We start from the raw sequence: 14360 nt of genomic DNA on the forward strand, positions 1-14360 counted from the left end.
GTATTACTGGGTACTGGTGGTTGTCGTGGTTGTCGTTCCGGTATTAGAACCATCACCACCACCGGTCGCCGCAAGGGCCACCCCCACCGCAGAACTTACGGTGCTCACGCTGGTGGCAGAGGAACTTCCTGCCGAAACCGACGCGGCAGCCGACCCTGCAGCTTCACCCACCTGAACGGGGGCAGCATAGACAGAGGTCGCCGCAAGCGCAGATATAGCCCAAAGGCCATACAGAACTTTTTTCATCACAAATTCCCTTCATTTAATGAATGGAGATTTACCCAAAAGAATTTCGGGCGAGATCGAGTATACACAAGCCAAAGTGTGCAAATTACGACTAGCGGGAATTTAGGATAATGAGAAATGAAAGTAGAATGCTATTATTAGTTAACAACATTAAACAGCAAAATCAATCAGTTAAAATATACACACCAGAAATACAATATCCGTAAATTCTGAAAATAACAGAAATGAAATTCCATTAAGTTAATTATTTTAGGATTATGCTCAATTAGGGAGTGAAGCAAAAGCGTAGATATCCTGGAGCAATCTTATAAAAAAAGCCGATATTAATATCGGCTTTTTTATTTCATTAATGCCGGATGGCGGCTAAACGCCTTATCCGGCCTACAAATGTGTGCCTGTAGGCCGGATAAGCGCAGCGTCATCAGGCGCGCCAGGACTTATAACGGTTAATCAAACCGTTAGTCGAGCAATCATGGCTGGTAATCTCTTTATCATCATTCAGCTCCGGCAGGATGCGATTTGCCAGCTGTTTGCCCAGCTCCACGCCCCACTGGTCGAAAGTGAAGATGTTCAGGATTGCGCCCTGAGTAAAGATTTTGTGCTCATACAGCGCAATTAGCGCCCCCAGGCTGAACGGCGTGATTTCACGCAGCAGAATGGAGTTGGTCGGGCGGTTGCCTTCGAACACTTTGAACGGCACCACGTGTTCCAGCGTTGCCGGATCTTTACCCTGGTCGCGGTATTCCTGCTCAACCACTTCACGAGATTTACCGAACGCCAGCGCTTCAGTCTGAGCAAAGAAGTTAGACAACAGTTTCGGATGGTGATCCGACAGCGGGTTGTGGGTGATAGCCGGGGCGATGAAATCGCACGGCACCATTTTTGTACCCTGGTGGATCAGCTGGTAGAACGCATGCTGGCCGTTAGTCCCCGGCTCACCCCAAATGATTGGGCCGGTCTGGTAATCCACCGCATTGCCGTTACGGTCCACGTATTTACCGTTGGATTCCATATTGCCCTGCTGGAAGTAGGCCGCGAAACGGTGCATATACTGGTCATACGGCAGGATCGCTTCGGTTTCAGCACCGAAGAAATTGTTGTACCAGATACCGATCAGCGCCAGCAGCACCGGCAGGTTTTTCTCCGCCGGGGTAGTGGAGAAATGTTTGTCCATCGCGTGCGCGCCGGACAGCAGCTCTACGAAGTTGTCGAAACCGACGGACAGGATGATCGACAGACCAATCGCTGACCACAGGGAGTAACGACCGCCAACCCAATCCCAGAATTCGAACATATTAGCGGTATCAATACCGAATTCGCCAACCGCTTTACCGTTGGTGGAGAGCGCCGCGAAGTGTTTGGCAACGTGCTTGTTGTCGCCCGCGGTCGCCAGGAACCAGTCACGCGCGCTGTGGGCGTTAGTCATGGTTTCCTGGGTGGTGAAGGTTTTAGATGCGACCAGGAACAGCGTGGTTTCCGGGTTCACTTTCTTCAGTACTTCAGCGATGTGCGTCCCATCGACGTTAGACACAAAGTGCATGTTCAGATGGTTTTTGTACGGACGCAGCGCTTCGGTCACCATGAACGGACCAAGGTCGGAACCGCCGATACCGATGTTCACTACATCAGTAATGGCTTTGCCGGTATAGCCTTTCCAGCTTCCGGAGATGATCGCTTCAGAGAAGGATTTCATCTTCTCCAGCACCGCGTTCACTTCCGGCATCACATCTTTGCCGTCAACGATGATTGGGGTATTGCTACGGTTACGCAGCGCCACGTGCAGCACGGCACGGTCTTCGGTACGGTTGATTTTCTCACCGGAGAACATGGACTTGATGGCGCCTGCCAAATCGGTCTCTTTCGCCAGATCCTGCAGTTTGGCCAGCGTCTCTTCAGTGATGCGGTTTTTGGAGAAATCCACCAGCATCAGATCGTCAAACGTCGCGGAAAATTTGGTGAAACGATCGCTATCTTTCGCGAACAGATCGGCGATAGTAACGTCTTTCATCTCTTCAAAGTGTTTTTGTAGTGCCTGCCAGGCTGAGGTCTGCGTTGGATTGATGTTTTTCATTAGCAATACTCTTCTGATTTTGAGAATTGTGACTGAGATCGATTGTAACGCCAGTCACAGAAAAGTGTGATTGTTTTAATGCCATTGCCAGGGCATCCGCCAAACGAGGCTACAAAGTATAGCCGTTATCAGCGTTGTTATTAGTACCGTTACTCAACGCAGTTGCAGCATGAAAAATCCGCATAATCCCAGCGTTGACAGTGCAAGCTACACATTTTATTTATAAATACGGTATTTGCATTTGCGCCTGCACCGGTTTCCGTTCTGCCTTATGTGCCATGGTCGCTCTATTCACTCCCTGACACGAGGTAGTTATGACTGATGTAGTTGTCTCCAAGTTTGGCGGTACCAGCGTGGCGGACTTTGATGCCATGAATCGCAGCGCTGATGTGGTGCTTTCTGATGCGAACGTCCGGTTAGTGGTGCTCTCCGCATCGGCAGGTATTACGAACCTGCTGGTTGCTCTGGCGGAAGGGCTGGAGCCAACCGAGCGCTTCGAAAAACTCGACGCCATTCGCCAAATTCAGTTCAATATTCTGGAACGCCTGCGTTATCCAAACGTGATACGTGAAGAGATCGAACGCCTGCTGGAAAACATCACCACGCTGGCAGAGGCGGCGTCACTGGCGACCTCAACCGCGCTGACCGACGAACTGGTCAGCCACGGTGAGCTGATGTCTACCCTCCTGTTTGTTGAGATCCTGCGTGAGCGCAACGTGCAAGCGCAGTGGTTTGACGTACGTAAAGTGATGCGCACTAACGATCGTTTCGGTCGTGCAGAACCCGACGTCGCGGCGCTGGCCGAACTGGCAACGCTCCAGTTAGCACCACGTCTGAGTGAAGGTCTGGTGATTACTCAAGGCTTTATCGGCAGCGAAAGCAAAGGCCGCACTACCACGCTGGGACGCGGCGGCAGTGATTATACGGCCGCCCTGCTGGCTGAAGCGCTGCACGCAACGCGCGTCGATATCTGGACCGATGTTCCCGGCATTTACACCACCGATCCGCGCGTCGTTCCAGCCGCTAAACGTATTGATGAAATCGCCTTCGAAGAAGCCGCGGAAATGGCGACCTTCGGCGCGAAAGTGCTGCACCCGGCAACCCTGTTACCTGCCGTACGTAGCGATATCCCGGTGTTTGTTGGCTCCAGTAAGGATCCAAAAGCAGGCGGTACGCTGGTATGCAATAAAACCCAAAATCCACCGTTGTTCCGCGCCCTGGCCCTACGCCGCAAGCAAACGCTGCTAACGCTGCATAGCCTGAATATGCTGCACTCTCGCGGCTTTTTAGCGGAAGTGTTCGGCATCCTGGCGCGCCACAACATCTCGGTAGATTTAATTACCACATCGGAAGTCAGCGTGGCGCTGACGCTGGATACCACCGGTTCAACGTCTACCGGCGATACGCTGTTAACACAGTCTCTGCTGATGGAACTGTCTGCCCTGTGTCGGGTTGAAGTGGAAGAAGACCTGGCGCTGGTAGCGCTGATTGGCAACGACCTGTCCAAAGCCTGCGGCGTGGGTAAAGAGGTGTTCGGCGTACTGGAGCCGTTCAACATCCGCATGATTTGCTACGGCGCGTCCAGCCATAACCTGTGCTTCCTGGTGCCAGGTACCGAAGCCGAACAGGTGGTACAGAAGCTGCACCATAATTTGTTTGAATAATATTTCATCACGCGATAAACAATAACTATAGCCGGGCTCGAACCCGGCTTTTTTATAACAACACAACACATTTCAATCGCAAGGAATATAACATGCTCGCTACTCTGACGCGGCTGTTCCCATTATGGGCGCTGCTGCTCTCTGTTATTGCGTATTACACGCCCTCCACCTTTACACCTGTCGGGCCATTTGTGCCGTCGTTACTGATGCTGATTATGTTCGGCATGGGCGTCCATTTGAAGGTGGATGACTTTAAACGTGTACTCTCACGTCCTGCGCCGGTCGCCGCGGGTATTTTCCTGCATTATCTGGTGATGCCGCTCGCCGCCTGGATTTTGGCGCTGGCTTTTAATATGCCGCCGGAACTGTCCGCAGGCATGGTGCTGGTCGGTAGCGTCGCCAGTGGAACAGCGTCTAACGTCATGATCTATCTGGCAAAAGGTGATGTAGCGCTCTCCGTGACTATTTCATCCGTTTCAACGTTGGTCGGCGTCGTCGCCACACCGCTGCTGACACGGCTGTATGTCGATGCGCATATTCAGGTGGATGTGATGGGTATGCTGCTGAGTATTCTGCAGATCGTGGTCATTCCGATTGCCCTGGGACTGGTCATTCACCATCTGTTCCCACGTGTCGTAAAAGCCGTCGAGCCGTTTCTGCCCGCGTTTTCTATGGTGTGCATCCTGGCGATCATCAGCGCCGTCGTGGCAGGCTCCGCTTCGCACATTGCGTCCGTTGGCTTTGTGGTGATTATCGCCGTTATCCTGCATAACACCATTGGCCTGCTCGGCGGCTACTGGGGCGGAAAACTGTTTGGTTTCGACGAGTCGACCTGCCGTACTTTAGCTATCGAAGTCGGCATGCAGAATTCAGGGCTGGCCGCTGCGCTGGGCAAAATCTATTTCGGCCCGCTTGCCGCCCTGCCCGGCGCGCTGTTCTCCGTTTGGCACAACCTTTCCGGTTCGCTGCTGGCAGGCTACTGGTCCGGTAAGCCGATTAAAGAGAAAGCACACCGCTAATTGTCGGCTGTAGGCCTGATAAGTGTAGCGCTATCAAGCATAGTGCGTACACGTCGCCGGATGGCGGCTAACGCCTTATCCGGCCTACCCAGCCTCTGCACTTTGCCGTACACTGAGGACATCGGCTAACAGAGGGCACCCCTATGGCACTCCCCCGCATTACCCAAAAAGAGATGACCGAGCGCGAGCAGCGTGAACTGAAAACGCTGCTCGACCGCGCGCGCATAGCGCATGGTCGGCTGCTGACCAACGCAGAGACCAACAGCATCAAGAAAGAGTACATCGATAAACTGATGGCCTTGCGCGAAGCGGAAGCAAAAAAAGCCCGCCAGTTAAAGAAAAAGCAGGCTTATAAACCGGATGCGGAAGCATCGTTTTCCTGGTCAGCGAATACGCCAACGCGCGGCAGACGTTAACGCCCTTTCTTCTTACGCCCCGGCGAGGTAAAGCGTTTGCCGTTTGCTGCCGGGCGCGCTTTCTCTTTCTCCGCAGATTTTTCGATTTTCACTACCGGGCGCTTAATGCCTGCGGTTTTTGGCTTCGCTTTCGCCTTCGGTTTGGCTTCCGAGGACGAGTTCTCGATCAGCTTAAAGAGTTCGATCAGTTCGTCATCCGTCAGGTCGCGCCATTCGCCAAGCGGCAGGCCGGATAAACCAACGTTCATGATACGCGTACGCTCAAGTTTGGTAACTTCATAGCCAAAGTGCTCGCACATGCGGCGGATCTGGCGGTTCAGCCCCTGAATCAGCGTGATGCGAAACACAAACGGCGCTTCTTTCTTCACCTTACATTTTTTGGTGACGGTGCCGAGGATTGGCACACCGGCCCCCATTCCACGGATAAAGTCATCAGTGACCGGCTTATCTACTGTCACCAGATACTCTTTTTCGTGATCGTTACCGGCACGCAGGATTTTATTCACCAGATCGCCGTGGTTGGTCAGAAAGATAAGTCCCTGGGAATCTTTGTCCAGACGACCGATTGGGAATACACGCTTGCTGTGATTCACGAAATCAACAATGTTGTCGCGTTCGCTGTCTTCGGTGGTACTGACAATCCCAACCGGCTTATTCAGCGCGATAAAGACCAGATCTTCCGCTTCACGCGGCTCAATCAACCGACCATTCACTTTTACGACGTCGCCAGGCTTTACCTGATCGCCAATGGTGGCGCGTTTGCCATTCAGGAAGACATTCCCTTGTTCGATAAAGCGATCCGCCTCGCGACGCGAGCAGATTCCGCTTTCACTGATGTATTTATTTAGTCGGATGGATGAGTCGGGCAGCATAATTTCTCCTGTATACACTTCATCCTTCAAGCTGTCTCTGCGTTGGCTGCCCTCACACCCCCAGGTCACATAGCAATCTATGTTCCCAGGGATTCGTTCCCTTGCCGCCTTGATACAACTTGAATGATTTTGTGTATTAAAAGCGAAATATACCCTACCTTGCGGGCGATAAAAAAGAACAGTGTGTAAATGTGCGATTGAAACTATGCCGCTTTTTCAGGTCTGTCACGCCCCGAAGAAGAAGTCTGCGAGGCGCTTTCCAGATTAGTTTAGGGAGTCGCTGACAAACAGTTGCTGGTCAGCTTTTGCTTCCAGCTGCGCCAGTGCGGGAATCAACTGGCTGATGTTGACCAGACTGTGTCCTAACTGGCATACGCTCTCATACGCAAAATGTTCCTGGCCTTCACCCGCCATGGTCAGCAGGCTTTCGCCCATAAAATTCAGCGTCTGGTACAGCCCTGCCAGCGCCTCTTCGCAGCCAAACGATAGCGCCAGATTTTCTTCGCTAGTAAGACGGCTACAATCAAGATGGCGGAACGCCTCGGCGAGTGGAAAATAAAGCAGATCGGCTTGCGGAATGGGAGAAGAAGACGCAAAACAGGCGTTAGTGGTACTATTAGCATCAGCCATAGCATTACCTCGTATAATGTTGTGGTTAGACGCCCTGATCGTGTTCCCGCACTTTCGGGGCGTTGTCATTTTGGGTGTGTGAGAGTAATGTGTCATCACACATACTCACACCACTCTTGTGTAATTAATGTGTCAACACACATGAACGAAAGAAGAGGCAATCCTCCGTTTCAATTCCGTCTGGATCCGGAACTTCGCAAAGCGATGGAAGAAGCACAGCGGCAGGATGGCGATGAATCGTTGGCAGCATGGATTAAGCGTATTATCAGAAAAGAGCTGAAGCAGAAAGGGATTGAAGTCTAGTGGTCGGCATTATGTATCGTTTTCTGAAAGTCTGTTTAGAGCGGGGAACGGACATTGAACATATGAGTTATAGTCAGCCCAAGGCTTCGAAGCTGCTGTACTGACCTCGTAGCGATTAGATTTCCGTTGGTGAGCTTTCCTGCCAGAGCAAAAGAAAACTCAGGCTGATAAAGCGATGGACATATCCATGCAACGCAGATCTGTTTGGGCAAGTCTTGATGGGGATGTAGTTTCCTTGATAAACATAAAACCATGCTTTTCGTAGAAAGTTTGCGCGTTTGGCGTTGAGGTCAAGGTTAACTGTTTCAACCCTCTTTTAATCGCTTCAGCTTTAATCGTTTCAATAATCAGGCTAGCAAAACCTTTACCAAAATAATCCGGCAACGTAAAAATAGCTTCTACGCTACCTTGGGTAAGATCCAGATATCCCGTTGCTACCAATCCTGCATCAGGCAGCTCGACAACAAAGAAAGGATTTTCCGTAATAACCACTCTGTAATGTTCAGGCATAGCTTCAGGCGTCCAGGCCTCAAGCACCCTGGCACAATAACTTGGCTTACATCCTTCCCGAATAGAAAGATTCCTTATATTCCAGCATTCCTCTGCCTCTTCAGGTACTGCAAGTCTGATTTTCATTTGTTCTTCCTTTTCGTCTTATTATATTTATAGATTTATCATGAAACGGTTTCGTTTCAATATCTTTGTTTTACAAAAGAGGAAAGTCCACTCCAGGCACGGAGCGGACAAGCTGCCATCATGAGCAGTAAGCAGATAATCACCTCTTGATTAGTCGATTATTAAATGTAAACGGAGCATAGTAAGTCATTCGGTACAGGATTATGCAGTCCTATCCATCGACACAAAATAACTGTAAGGTCACAAATATGACGCCTACATTGCAAGGATCTCTTGTCACGCTCCGTCCTCTGCTTAAGACAGATGCTCAGCTATTGATTGATGCGGCTGCGGATGGGGAACTCTGGTCCCTGCCATTTACGGTAGTTCCGTCTGCTGACACAGCTGATTCGTACATTCAGAAAGCCCTGAAGGGGCAAACTGAAGGCACAGTCATGCCGTTTGCTGTAACGCTCTCATCAGACCAACGCGTCATTGGGTCAACACGTTTCTGGAAGATTGATAGAGAAAACCGAAAGCTCGAAATTGGTCATACCTGGTATTCACAAAGCTGGCAAAAAACAGCTGCAAATACCGAGAGTAAACTGTTACTACTGCGATACGCCTTTGAGCAACTGAAGTGTGTTCGCGTTCAGTTTACGACTGATGTATTGAATGAGCGCTCCCAGGCTGCCATTCTCCGTATTGGCGCAGTCCAGGAAAGCATCATCAGAAATGAACGAATTATGCCTGATGGCCGAAAACGTACTTCCATACGGTATAGCATAATTGATGATGAGTGGCCGCAGGTTCGGACTAACCTTGAGCGCCGCCTCTCCAGTTACAGCAATGAGAAATAACTCGAGCTTTTGCGGGCGGAAGATGTGACTTTTGTCTGACGTCCGCTTATGGCACAGAGCGGACATACTGGGTGAGTCGGACGCCCGCATAACGTTAACAGGCGTCCAATATTTTGAAGTGGGCAGATTACTTAACCCGCTTCCCCGTTTCGTCAATGACCTTCTCGCCATCCTCTTTGATAAACGCTCGTTTCTGGCCTTCCGGTAGAATATCCAACACTATTTCTGAAGGGCGGCAAAGACGAGTGCCAAGCGGCGTAACGACTACCGGCCGATTAATCAGGATCGGATGTTGAAGCATGAAATCAATCAACTGCTCATCACTAAATTTCTCTTCATCAAGACCCAGGTGTTCATAAGGCTCAACATTCTTACGCAGTAATGCACGCACCGTAATTCCCATATCTGAAATAAGTTTAATCAGCTCATCACGGGTCGGTGGCGTATCGAGATAATAAATTATCGTCGGTTCGTTGCCGCTGTTACGGATCATCTCCAGCGTGTTACGAGAAGTGCCGCAGGCAGGGTTGTGATAGATGGTAATGTTGCTCATATCTGTATCTCATTACAAAGTGATGGAGAACCGCAACGCCAGCGCGGCCAGAGTGACAAACAGCACGGGCAGAGTCATGATAATGCCAGTGCGGAAGTAATATCCCCATGTAATCGTTATATTTTTCTGGGCAAGCACATGCAGCCAAAGCAAGGTTGCCAGACTGCCAATCGGGGTGATTTTCGGGCCTAAATCGCAGCCAATCACATTGGCATAAATCATAGCCTCTTTGACGACGCCAGTCGCCGTACTCCCGTCAATCGACAGTGCGCCAATCAGCACCGTCGGCATATTGTTCATCACCGATGACAGGAACGCGGTCAGGAAACCGGTGCCGAACGTTGCTGCCCATAACCCCTTTTCTGCCAGCAGGTTCAGCACGTCAGACAGATACTCCGTGAGTCCTGCATTGCGCAGGCCATAGACCACCAGGTACATGCCCAGCGAAAAAATAACAATCTGCCATGGCGCACCGCGCAGGACTTTTCCGGTGTTGATGGCATGACCTCTTTTCGCCACTATAAACAGTACTGCTGCGCCAGTAGCCGCTATCGCACTGACCGGGATCCCCAGAGGCTCCAGCACAAAGAAACCGACAAGCAGCAATAACAGGACAATCCAGCCCGCCCTGAACGTTGCCGGATCCTTTATCACACTGGCAGGCGTCTTCAGCAGCGAAACGTCATACGTCTCCGGAATGTCCTTGCGGAAGAAGAGATGCAGCATGACCAGCGTGGCCGCAATCGCGGCCACATCTACGGGGATCATAACGGAGGCATACTGCGTAAAGCCCAGACCGAAAAAGTCCGCCGAGACGATGTTCACCAGATTGGAAACTATCAGCGGCAGGCTGGCCGTATCTGCAATAAATCCTGCTGCCATGACAAAGGCCAATGTCGTGCCCTGGCTGAATCCCAGTGCGAGCAGCATCGCAATTACAATCGGCGTCAGGATCAGTGCGGCGCCGTCATTGGCAAACAACGCAGCAACAGCGGCCCCAAGCAAGACTATCCAGGTAAACAAAAGGCGGCCACGTCCGTTACCCCAGCGGGAGACGTGCAGTGCGGCCCATTCAAAGAAGCCGGACTCATCGAGCAGCAGGCTGATGATGATGACCGCAATAAATGCCGCTGTCGCGTTCCAGACGATATTCCAGACAACGGGAATATCAGCGATATGGATGACTCCGGTACCCAGCGCCAGCGCAGCTCCGATACTCGCGCTCCAGCCAATACTCAGACCTCTGGGTTGCCAGATCACCAGTACCAGCGTCAGTAAAAATATACTCCCTGCCAAAAACATTTCAAACCCCGTTATATATGATTATGTGAATATGTTTTCCTTCCTCAGCAAGAGGTGCAGGCCGACTTTGCCAACCATTCCCGCACATCTTCCCGAAGGCACTGCCAGGACGTCGTGATTGTCTCAGCGGCCCACGCAGGAATATGAGGTGACAGACGATAGTGAATCCATTTGCCTTCCCGACGATCCAGAACTAGCCCAGACTCGCGAAGGATAGCCATATGGCGTGATATTTTAGGCTGTGATTCGGCGGTAGCTGCACAGATATCGCACACGCACAGTTCTCCGGACTCCCGCAGAAGCATGACAATGGCGAGCCGTGTTTCATCCGACAGGATTTTGAAAAGCTGAACAGGTTGTAGCATTTTCCTCTCCGTTCACTTTAGAATACATATATGATAAATCATATATATTAACTTTGAAATCATCTGCTCTCTCTGGAGGAGAAAAATGGAACAATTTCCTGCCCTGAATACTGAATGCTTTGATCAAGCCATCGCTGAACGCTTGCACATGCAGGAGCCACCAAGAATTCTGATCCTGTATGGTTCAGTAAGAGAGCGCTCCTACAGCCGCTTTGCCGCGGAGGAAGTGGGTCGCCTGCTGACGGCGATGGGCGCGGAGGTGAAACTCTTTAACCCCTCCGGTTTACCCCTGCCGGATGATGCGCCGGACACGCATCCCAAAGTCACCGAGCTGCGCGGTCTGGTCAGATGGTGTGACGGGATGGTGTGGAGTTCTCCGGAACGGCACGGTGCTATGAGCGCGGTGATGAAAGCGCAGATTGACTGGATACCCTTAAGTGAAGGCGCGGTTCGTCCTTCGCAAGGCAAAACACTTGCGGTAATGCAGGTCTGCGGCGGTTCACAGTCCTTCAATGCCGTGAACCAGATGCGTATTCTGGGTCGCTGGATGCGGATGTTCACTATCCCCAACCAGTCCTCTGTAGCCAAGGCATGGCAAGAGTTCGACGAAAACGGACGAATGAAACCTTCGTCCTGGTATGACCGTATCGTCGATGTAGCCGAGGAGCTGTTTAAAATCACGCTGCTGCTTAAGGGACAAACCGGTTATCTTGCAGATCGTTACAGCGAGCGAAAAGAGAGCCATCAGGAGCTTTCATCCCGCGTCAATCAGGACAAAATATAACGTCCTTGCTTATTGAGCTCAAACGTCCGCTCCTGGCACGAAGCGGACGAGCTAACTGAGATGAAGGTCCGCTGTAAGCGAGGAGCAGATATTGGATTTGAGAACAGTTATGTTCGTGTGCATATCTATGATGGCAAATTATCATCCAAATCCAGTTGGTTGTAAAACTCCTGCTCCAGTTTCGTTTCCAATATCGAACGAATCTCAAACGCCAGATTTTTATAAAAAACTGAGAACTCATCATTCTTGCACAGCAGAACAATTTTACGACGCTCTTTACGCTTTTTGATCCGGATAATCTTCAGCAAGTTAGAAAAAGCAGGAATAGTAGTAATGAACAACGGCGTCGTTAACGTCCACCCGTAACCACAGGATATTAGTTTCAATATTTCATCAGCATTGTCCATTTCAAACTGAATGGTAGGAGAAAAGTTTTGCCATTTCAGCCAGTTAAGTGTCTGGATTCCCGTTGGCGTATTTTGGGTATAAGCAATGTAGTTCCGCTGTTTACATAATTCTTCCAGCTCTGTTTCCGGCCATGATTTGGGGCAAATACATAGAAACTCTTCCTCAATCAAAGGATACATTCTAATATTGGGTGGCATTTCAGTATACAGCATGGTTACAGCAATATTAATATTCCCATTATTAAGTGCCTGGAGTAATCCGGATGCTGTGCCAGTCACCTGAAAAATATGCTTCACCTGTGGTTGCAGGAATTTCAGGATATCCAGGCCAACGGTTTTACTAATTGAATCCACAAACCCAATTTTCAGATTTGAAATATGTCCGTCGCTTATTGCATTGATACGTTCTTGCAGGTGGACACCGTTATCAATAATTTTTTTTCCTAACGGGTAGAGTGCTTGTCCGGCTATCGTCATCTGGATTGGTCGCTGTGAACGGTTGACTAGAGCAGTATTTAATCCGAGCTCCAGGTTTGCAACCTGCTGCGAAATTGATGACTGAGTCACATTCAGTTTCCTCGCTGCGGCTGTAAATGAGCCAGTGTCTATCACGGCTAAAAATGCCTGCAATTGCTTAAAATCAAAGTTAATATCCTTCATTTTCACCCTTTAGTATTAAATTTTTTAATAGTATCTATTTAACTTTTAAATGGTATTTTTTCTTTGAGCTACTTCAAACTATCTGTTACATCGCTAAATTAATGTATAGGCAACCTTAATACACAAGAGAAACAGATATGCGTGAAGAAAAAGATCTATTAGGAACTCTAATGGTGCCAGATGAGGCCTACTATGGTATTCAAACACAACGTGCGGTGCTGAATTTCTCCGTGTCAGGAAAAACAGCAGGAGAAATTCCACACTTTTTATGGTCTATCGCCGCAATCAAGCAAGCGGCAGCAGAGGCTAACAGACAAATTGGTGCGCTGGATGAACAGAAAGCGTCAGCCATCGTTACTGCGTTGAAAGAGGTAATGGCCGGCGATTTTGATGCCCATTTTCCTATTGATATTTTTCAGGGGGGAGGCGGCACTTCAACCAATATGAATATGAATGAAGTAGTCGCAAACCGGGCCAGTGAGCTAATCACTGGCAAACGCGGATACGATGAGATTCACCCAAATACCCATGTTAACATGGGGCAGTCAACGAATGACGTCATCCCTGCGGCGATGAAAATGACCAGCCGTATGAATATAAATCAATTGTTAATTCAATTAGAAGAACTTGAAGCGGTGTTGTCAGAAAAAAGTTTTCTGTTTTCTGACAAGGTGAAGTTGGGGAGAACCTGCTTACAAGATGCAGTGCCGATGACGTTTGGCCAGCAGTTTGGCGCTTATCGCACGCAGGTCAGCAAACTTAGAGCAAAAATGGCTGAAGTAAGCGAAGAAGCATTGTTTTTACCATTGGGCGCGACAGCTATAGGTACAGGCCTGTCCACTCACGAAGGATATATCCCGGCAGTTTATCAGTGGCTGGAAATCATTACTGGGGATAAATACACGCCAGAATCGGATTTCTTTGACGGTCTTCAGCACGGTGATTTTTATATTGAATTTTCCGCACAGCTAAAAAAAATAGCTGCGTTTCTCTCCAAAATGGCTACCGATTTTCGTATACAAGGTTCAGGACCAAGAGCGGGGTTTAATGAAATTATTGTCCCTGCTGTCCAACCGGGCTCTTCAATTATGCCGGGAAAAATTAATCCTGTAATACCTGAATTGATAAATCAAATTGCGTATCAGGTGATTGGTAATGACGTAACTGTGACGATGGCTGTGGAGGGCGGTGAGCTTGATCTGAACGTGTGGGAACCTGTGTTGTTGAAAGTTCTCTTTGAATCCTGCTCATTATTAAGTAAAGGGATACCGTTATTTATTGATAAATGCCTGAAGGATATTGCGATCAACGAAAAAGTAAGCGCCCGTTATGCAGAGGAAAGTACAGCGCTTGCGACTATCATCTCCACATTATTTGGCTATCAGGTAGGATCTAGAATCGCCAAAGCTGCATTTCAGCAGCAGACCAGTGTAAAGCAGGTCGTGTTAGCAGAAAATCTGTTAACACCAGAACAGGCAGATTACTTGCTTGATCCAATGAATATGACTGACCCACAAAAAAGTACAGCAGTGATTAAGCGGTATCAAAAAGAAATGAATATTTTGTAGGAACCCGATTTAATAAATAATTATT

Annotated in this window: 16 protein-coding genes; 7 read left to right on the forward strand and 9 right to left on the reverse strand. The window is 49.4% G+C overall.

The genetic code is table 11. From position 1 onward, the window contains the following. Positions 1-3: 3 nt before the first annotated feature. Positions 4-246: an exopolysaccharide production protein YjbE gene (gene yjbE, locus ICA20_RS22965; RefSeq protein ID WP_003826562.1), complete on the reverse strand. Its 243-nt coding sequence runs from the start codon at positions 244-246 to the stop codon at positions 4-6. Positions 247-667: 421 nt separating this feature from the next. After that, positions 668-2317 (reverse strand): glucose-6-phosphate isomerase, encoded by a 1650-nt coding sequence (gene pgi, locus ICA20_RS22970; RefSeq protein ID WP_038636227.1) that lies wholly within the window; start codon positions 2315-2317, stop codon positions 668-670. Between the two features lie 314 nt (positions 2318-2631). Here pgi and lysC point away from each other — a divergent pair, with 314 nt between their 5' ends. The 3 genes from lysC to ICA20_RS22985 all read left to right on the forward strand — a co-directional run bounded on the left by lysC (position 2632) and on the right by ICA20_RS22985 (position 5416). Continuing rightward, positions 2632-3981 carry a lysine-sensitive aspartokinase 3 gene (lysC, locus tag ICA20_RS22975; protein ID WP_038636225.1) on the forward strand — a complete coding sequence of 450 codons (1350 nt, stop codon included), beginning with the start codon at positions 2632-2634 and terminating at the stop codon, positions 3979-3981. A gap of 92 nt (positions 3982-4073) precedes the next feature. Further along, positions 4074-5000, forward strand: a complete 927-nt coding sequence (gene panS / locus ICA20_RS22980) for a ketopantoate/pantoate/pantothenate transporter PanS (RefSeq protein WP_038636223.1) — start codon at positions 4074-4076, stop codon at positions 4998-5000. A gap of 143 nt (positions 5001-5143) precedes the next feature. Continuing rightward, positions 5144-5416, forward strand: coding sequence for a DUF3811 domain-containing protein (locus ICA20_RS22985; RefSeq protein ID WP_003826541.1), 273 nt, complete (start codon positions 5144-5146; stop codon positions 5414-5416). Here the strand turns inward: ICA20_RS22985 and rluF are convergent. Then, positions 5413-6288 carry a 23S rRNA pseudouridine(2604) synthase RluF gene (gene rluF, locus ICA20_RS22990; protein WP_038636220.1) on the reverse strand — a complete coding sequence of 292 codons (876 nt, stop codon included), beginning with the start codon at positions 6286-6288 and terminating at the stop codon, positions 5413-5415. The two genes, ICA20_RS22985 and rluF, sit on opposite strands and share 4 nt — an antisense overlap. Positions 6289-6552: 264 nt before the next feature. After that, positions 6553-6918 (reverse strand): hypothetical protein, encoded by a 366-nt coding sequence (locus tag ICA20_RS22995; RefSeq protein WP_038636218.1) that lies wholly within the window; start codon positions 6916-6918, stop codon positions 6553-6555. A 141-nt stretch (positions 6919-7059) separates the two neighbouring features. Between ICA20_RS22995 and ICA20_RS23000 the strand changes: the two genes are divergently transcribed. Further along, a complete protein-coding gene (locus ICA20_RS23000; protein WP_006688333.1) occupies positions 7060-7221 on the forward strand; it encodes a hypothetical protein in 162 nt (53 codons plus the stop codon). 159 nt (positions 7222-7380) lie between these two features. On the opposite strand, the gene ICA20_RS23005 is transcribed toward ICA20_RS23000, so the two are convergent. After that, complete coding sequence (locus tag ICA20_RS23005) at positions 7381-7857, reverse strand: GNAT family N-acetyltransferase (protein ID WP_038636216.1); 477 nt, start codon at positions 7855-7857, stop codon at positions 7381-7383. A gap of 248 nt (positions 7858-8105) precedes the next feature. On the opposite strand from ICA20_RS23005, the gene ICA20_RS23010 reads away from it, so the two are divergent. Then, positions 8106-8696 (forward strand): GNAT family protein, encoded by a 591-nt coding sequence (locus tag ICA20_RS23010; RefSeq protein ID WP_038636215.1) that lies wholly within the window; start codon positions 8106-8108, stop codon positions 8694-8696. A 127-nt stretch (positions 8697-8823) separates the two neighbouring features. Here the strand turns inward: ICA20_RS23010 and arsC are convergent, their stop codons facing one another. The 3 genes from arsC to ICA20_RS23025 are packed head-to-tail and all read right to left on the reverse strand — an operon-like array spanning position 8824 to position 10916. Beyond that, positions 8824-9249 (reverse strand): glutaredoxin-dependent arsenate reductase, encoded by a 426-nt coding sequence (arsC, locus tag ICA20_RS23015; protein ID WP_038636213.1) that lies wholly within the window; start codon positions 9247-9249, stop codon positions 8824-8826. 12 nt (positions 9250-9261) lie between these two features. Beyond that, positions 9262-10551, reverse strand: a complete 1290-nt coding sequence (locus tag ICA20_RS23020; protein WP_038636211.1) for an arsenic transporter — start codon at positions 10549-10551, stop codon at positions 9262-9264. A gap of 44 nt (positions 10552-10595) precedes the next feature. Further along, positions 10596-10916, reverse strand: a complete 321-nt coding sequence (locus ICA20_RS23025; RefSeq protein WP_038636209.1) for a transcriptional regulator — start codon at positions 10914-10916, stop codon at positions 10596-10598. An 85-nt stretch (positions 10917-11001) separates the two neighbouring features. On the opposite strand from ICA20_RS23025, the gene arsH reads away from it, so the two are divergent. Next, the gene (arsH, locus tag ICA20_RS23030) at positions 11002-11700 is read left to right on the forward strand and encodes an arsenical resistance protein ArsH (protein ID WP_038636207.1); all 699 of its coding nucleotides are present in this window, start codon (positions 11002-11004) and stop codon (positions 11698-11700) included. Positions 11701-11825: 125 nt separating this feature from the next. Here arsH and ICA20_RS23035 read toward each other — a convergent pair whose 3' ends face one another. Continuing rightward, on the reverse strand, positions 11826-12767 hold the full coding sequence (locus tag ICA20_RS23035; protein ID WP_038636205.1) for a LysR family transcriptional regulator: 942 nt from the start codon (positions 12765-12767) through the stop codon (positions 11826-11828). 137 nt (positions 12768-12904) lie between these two features. Between ICA20_RS23035 and ICA20_RS23040 the strand changes: the two genes are divergently transcribed. Next, on the forward strand, positions 12905-14335 hold the full coding sequence (locus ICA20_RS23040) for an aspartate ammonia-lyase (protein ID WP_038636202.1): 1431 nt from the start codon (positions 12905-12907) through the stop codon (positions 14333-14335). Positions 14336-14360: the final 25 nt, after the last annotated feature.

The sequence above is a fragment of the Citrobacter sp. C5_2 genome, assembly GCF_014596845.2.
Lineage (GTDB): Bacteria > Pseudomonadota > Gammaproteobacteria > Enterobacterales > Enterobacteriaceae > Citrobacter > Citrobacter werkmanii.

Coding starts and splice junctions, on each gene's coding strand:
- yjbE (WP_003826562.1), bottom strand. CDS start 246: ATGAAAAAAGTTCTGTATGGCCTTTGGGCTATATCTGCGCTTGCGGCG.
- pgi (WP_038636227.1), bottom strand. CDS start 2,317: ATGAAAAACATCAATCCAACGCAGACCTCAGCCTGGCAGGCACTACAA.
- lysC (WP_038636225.1), top strand. CDS start 2,632: ATGACTGATGTAGTTGTCTCCAAGTTTGGCGGTACCAGCGTGGCGGAC.
- panS (WP_038636223.1), top strand. CDS start 4,074: ATGCTCGCTACTCTGACGCGGCTGTTCCCATTATGGGCGCTGCTGCTC.
- ICA20_RS22985 (WP_003826541.1), top strand. CDS start 5,144: ATGGCACTCCCCCGCATTACCCAAAAAGAGATGACCGAGCGCGAGCAG.
- rluF (WP_038636220.1), bottom strand. CDS start 6,288: ATGCTGCCCGACTCATCCATCCGACTAAATAAATACATCAGTGAAAGC.
- ICA20_RS22995 (WP_038636218.1), bottom strand. CDS start 6,918: ATGGCTGATGCTAATAGTACCACTAACGCCTGTTTTGCGTCTTCTTCT.
- ICA20_RS23000 (WP_006688333.1), top strand. CDS start 7,060: ATGAACGAAAGAAGAGGCAATCCTCCGTTTCAATTCCGTCTGGATCCG.
- ICA20_RS23005 (WP_038636216.1), bottom strand. CDS start 7,857: ATGAAAATCAGACTTGCAGTACCTGAAGAGGCAGAGGAATGCTGGAAT.
- ICA20_RS23010 (WP_038636215.1), top strand. CDS start 8,106: ATGACGCCTACATTGCAAGGATCTCTTGTCACGCTCCGTCCTCTGCTT.
- arsC (WP_038636213.1), bottom strand. CDS start 9,249: ATGAGCAACATTACCATCTATCACAACCCTGCCTGCGGCACTTCTCGT.
- ICA20_RS23020 (WP_038636211.1), bottom strand. CDS start 10,551: ATGTTTTTGGCAGGGAGTATATTTTTACTGACGCTGGTACTGGTGATC.
- ICA20_RS23025 (WP_038636209.1), bottom strand. CDS start 10,916: ATGCTACAACCTGTTCAGCTTTTCAAAATCCTGTCGGATGAAACACGG.
- arsH (WP_038636207.1), top strand. CDS start 11,002: ATGGAACAATTTCCTGCCCTGAATACTGAATGCTTTGATCAAGCCATC.
- ICA20_RS23035 (WP_038636205.1), bottom strand. CDS start 12,767: ATGAAGGATATTAACTTTGATTTTAAGCAATTGCAGGCATTTTTAGCC.
- ICA20_RS23040 (WP_038636202.1), top strand. CDS start 12,905: ATGCGTGAAGAAAAAGATCTATTAGGAACTCTAATGGTGCCAGATGAG.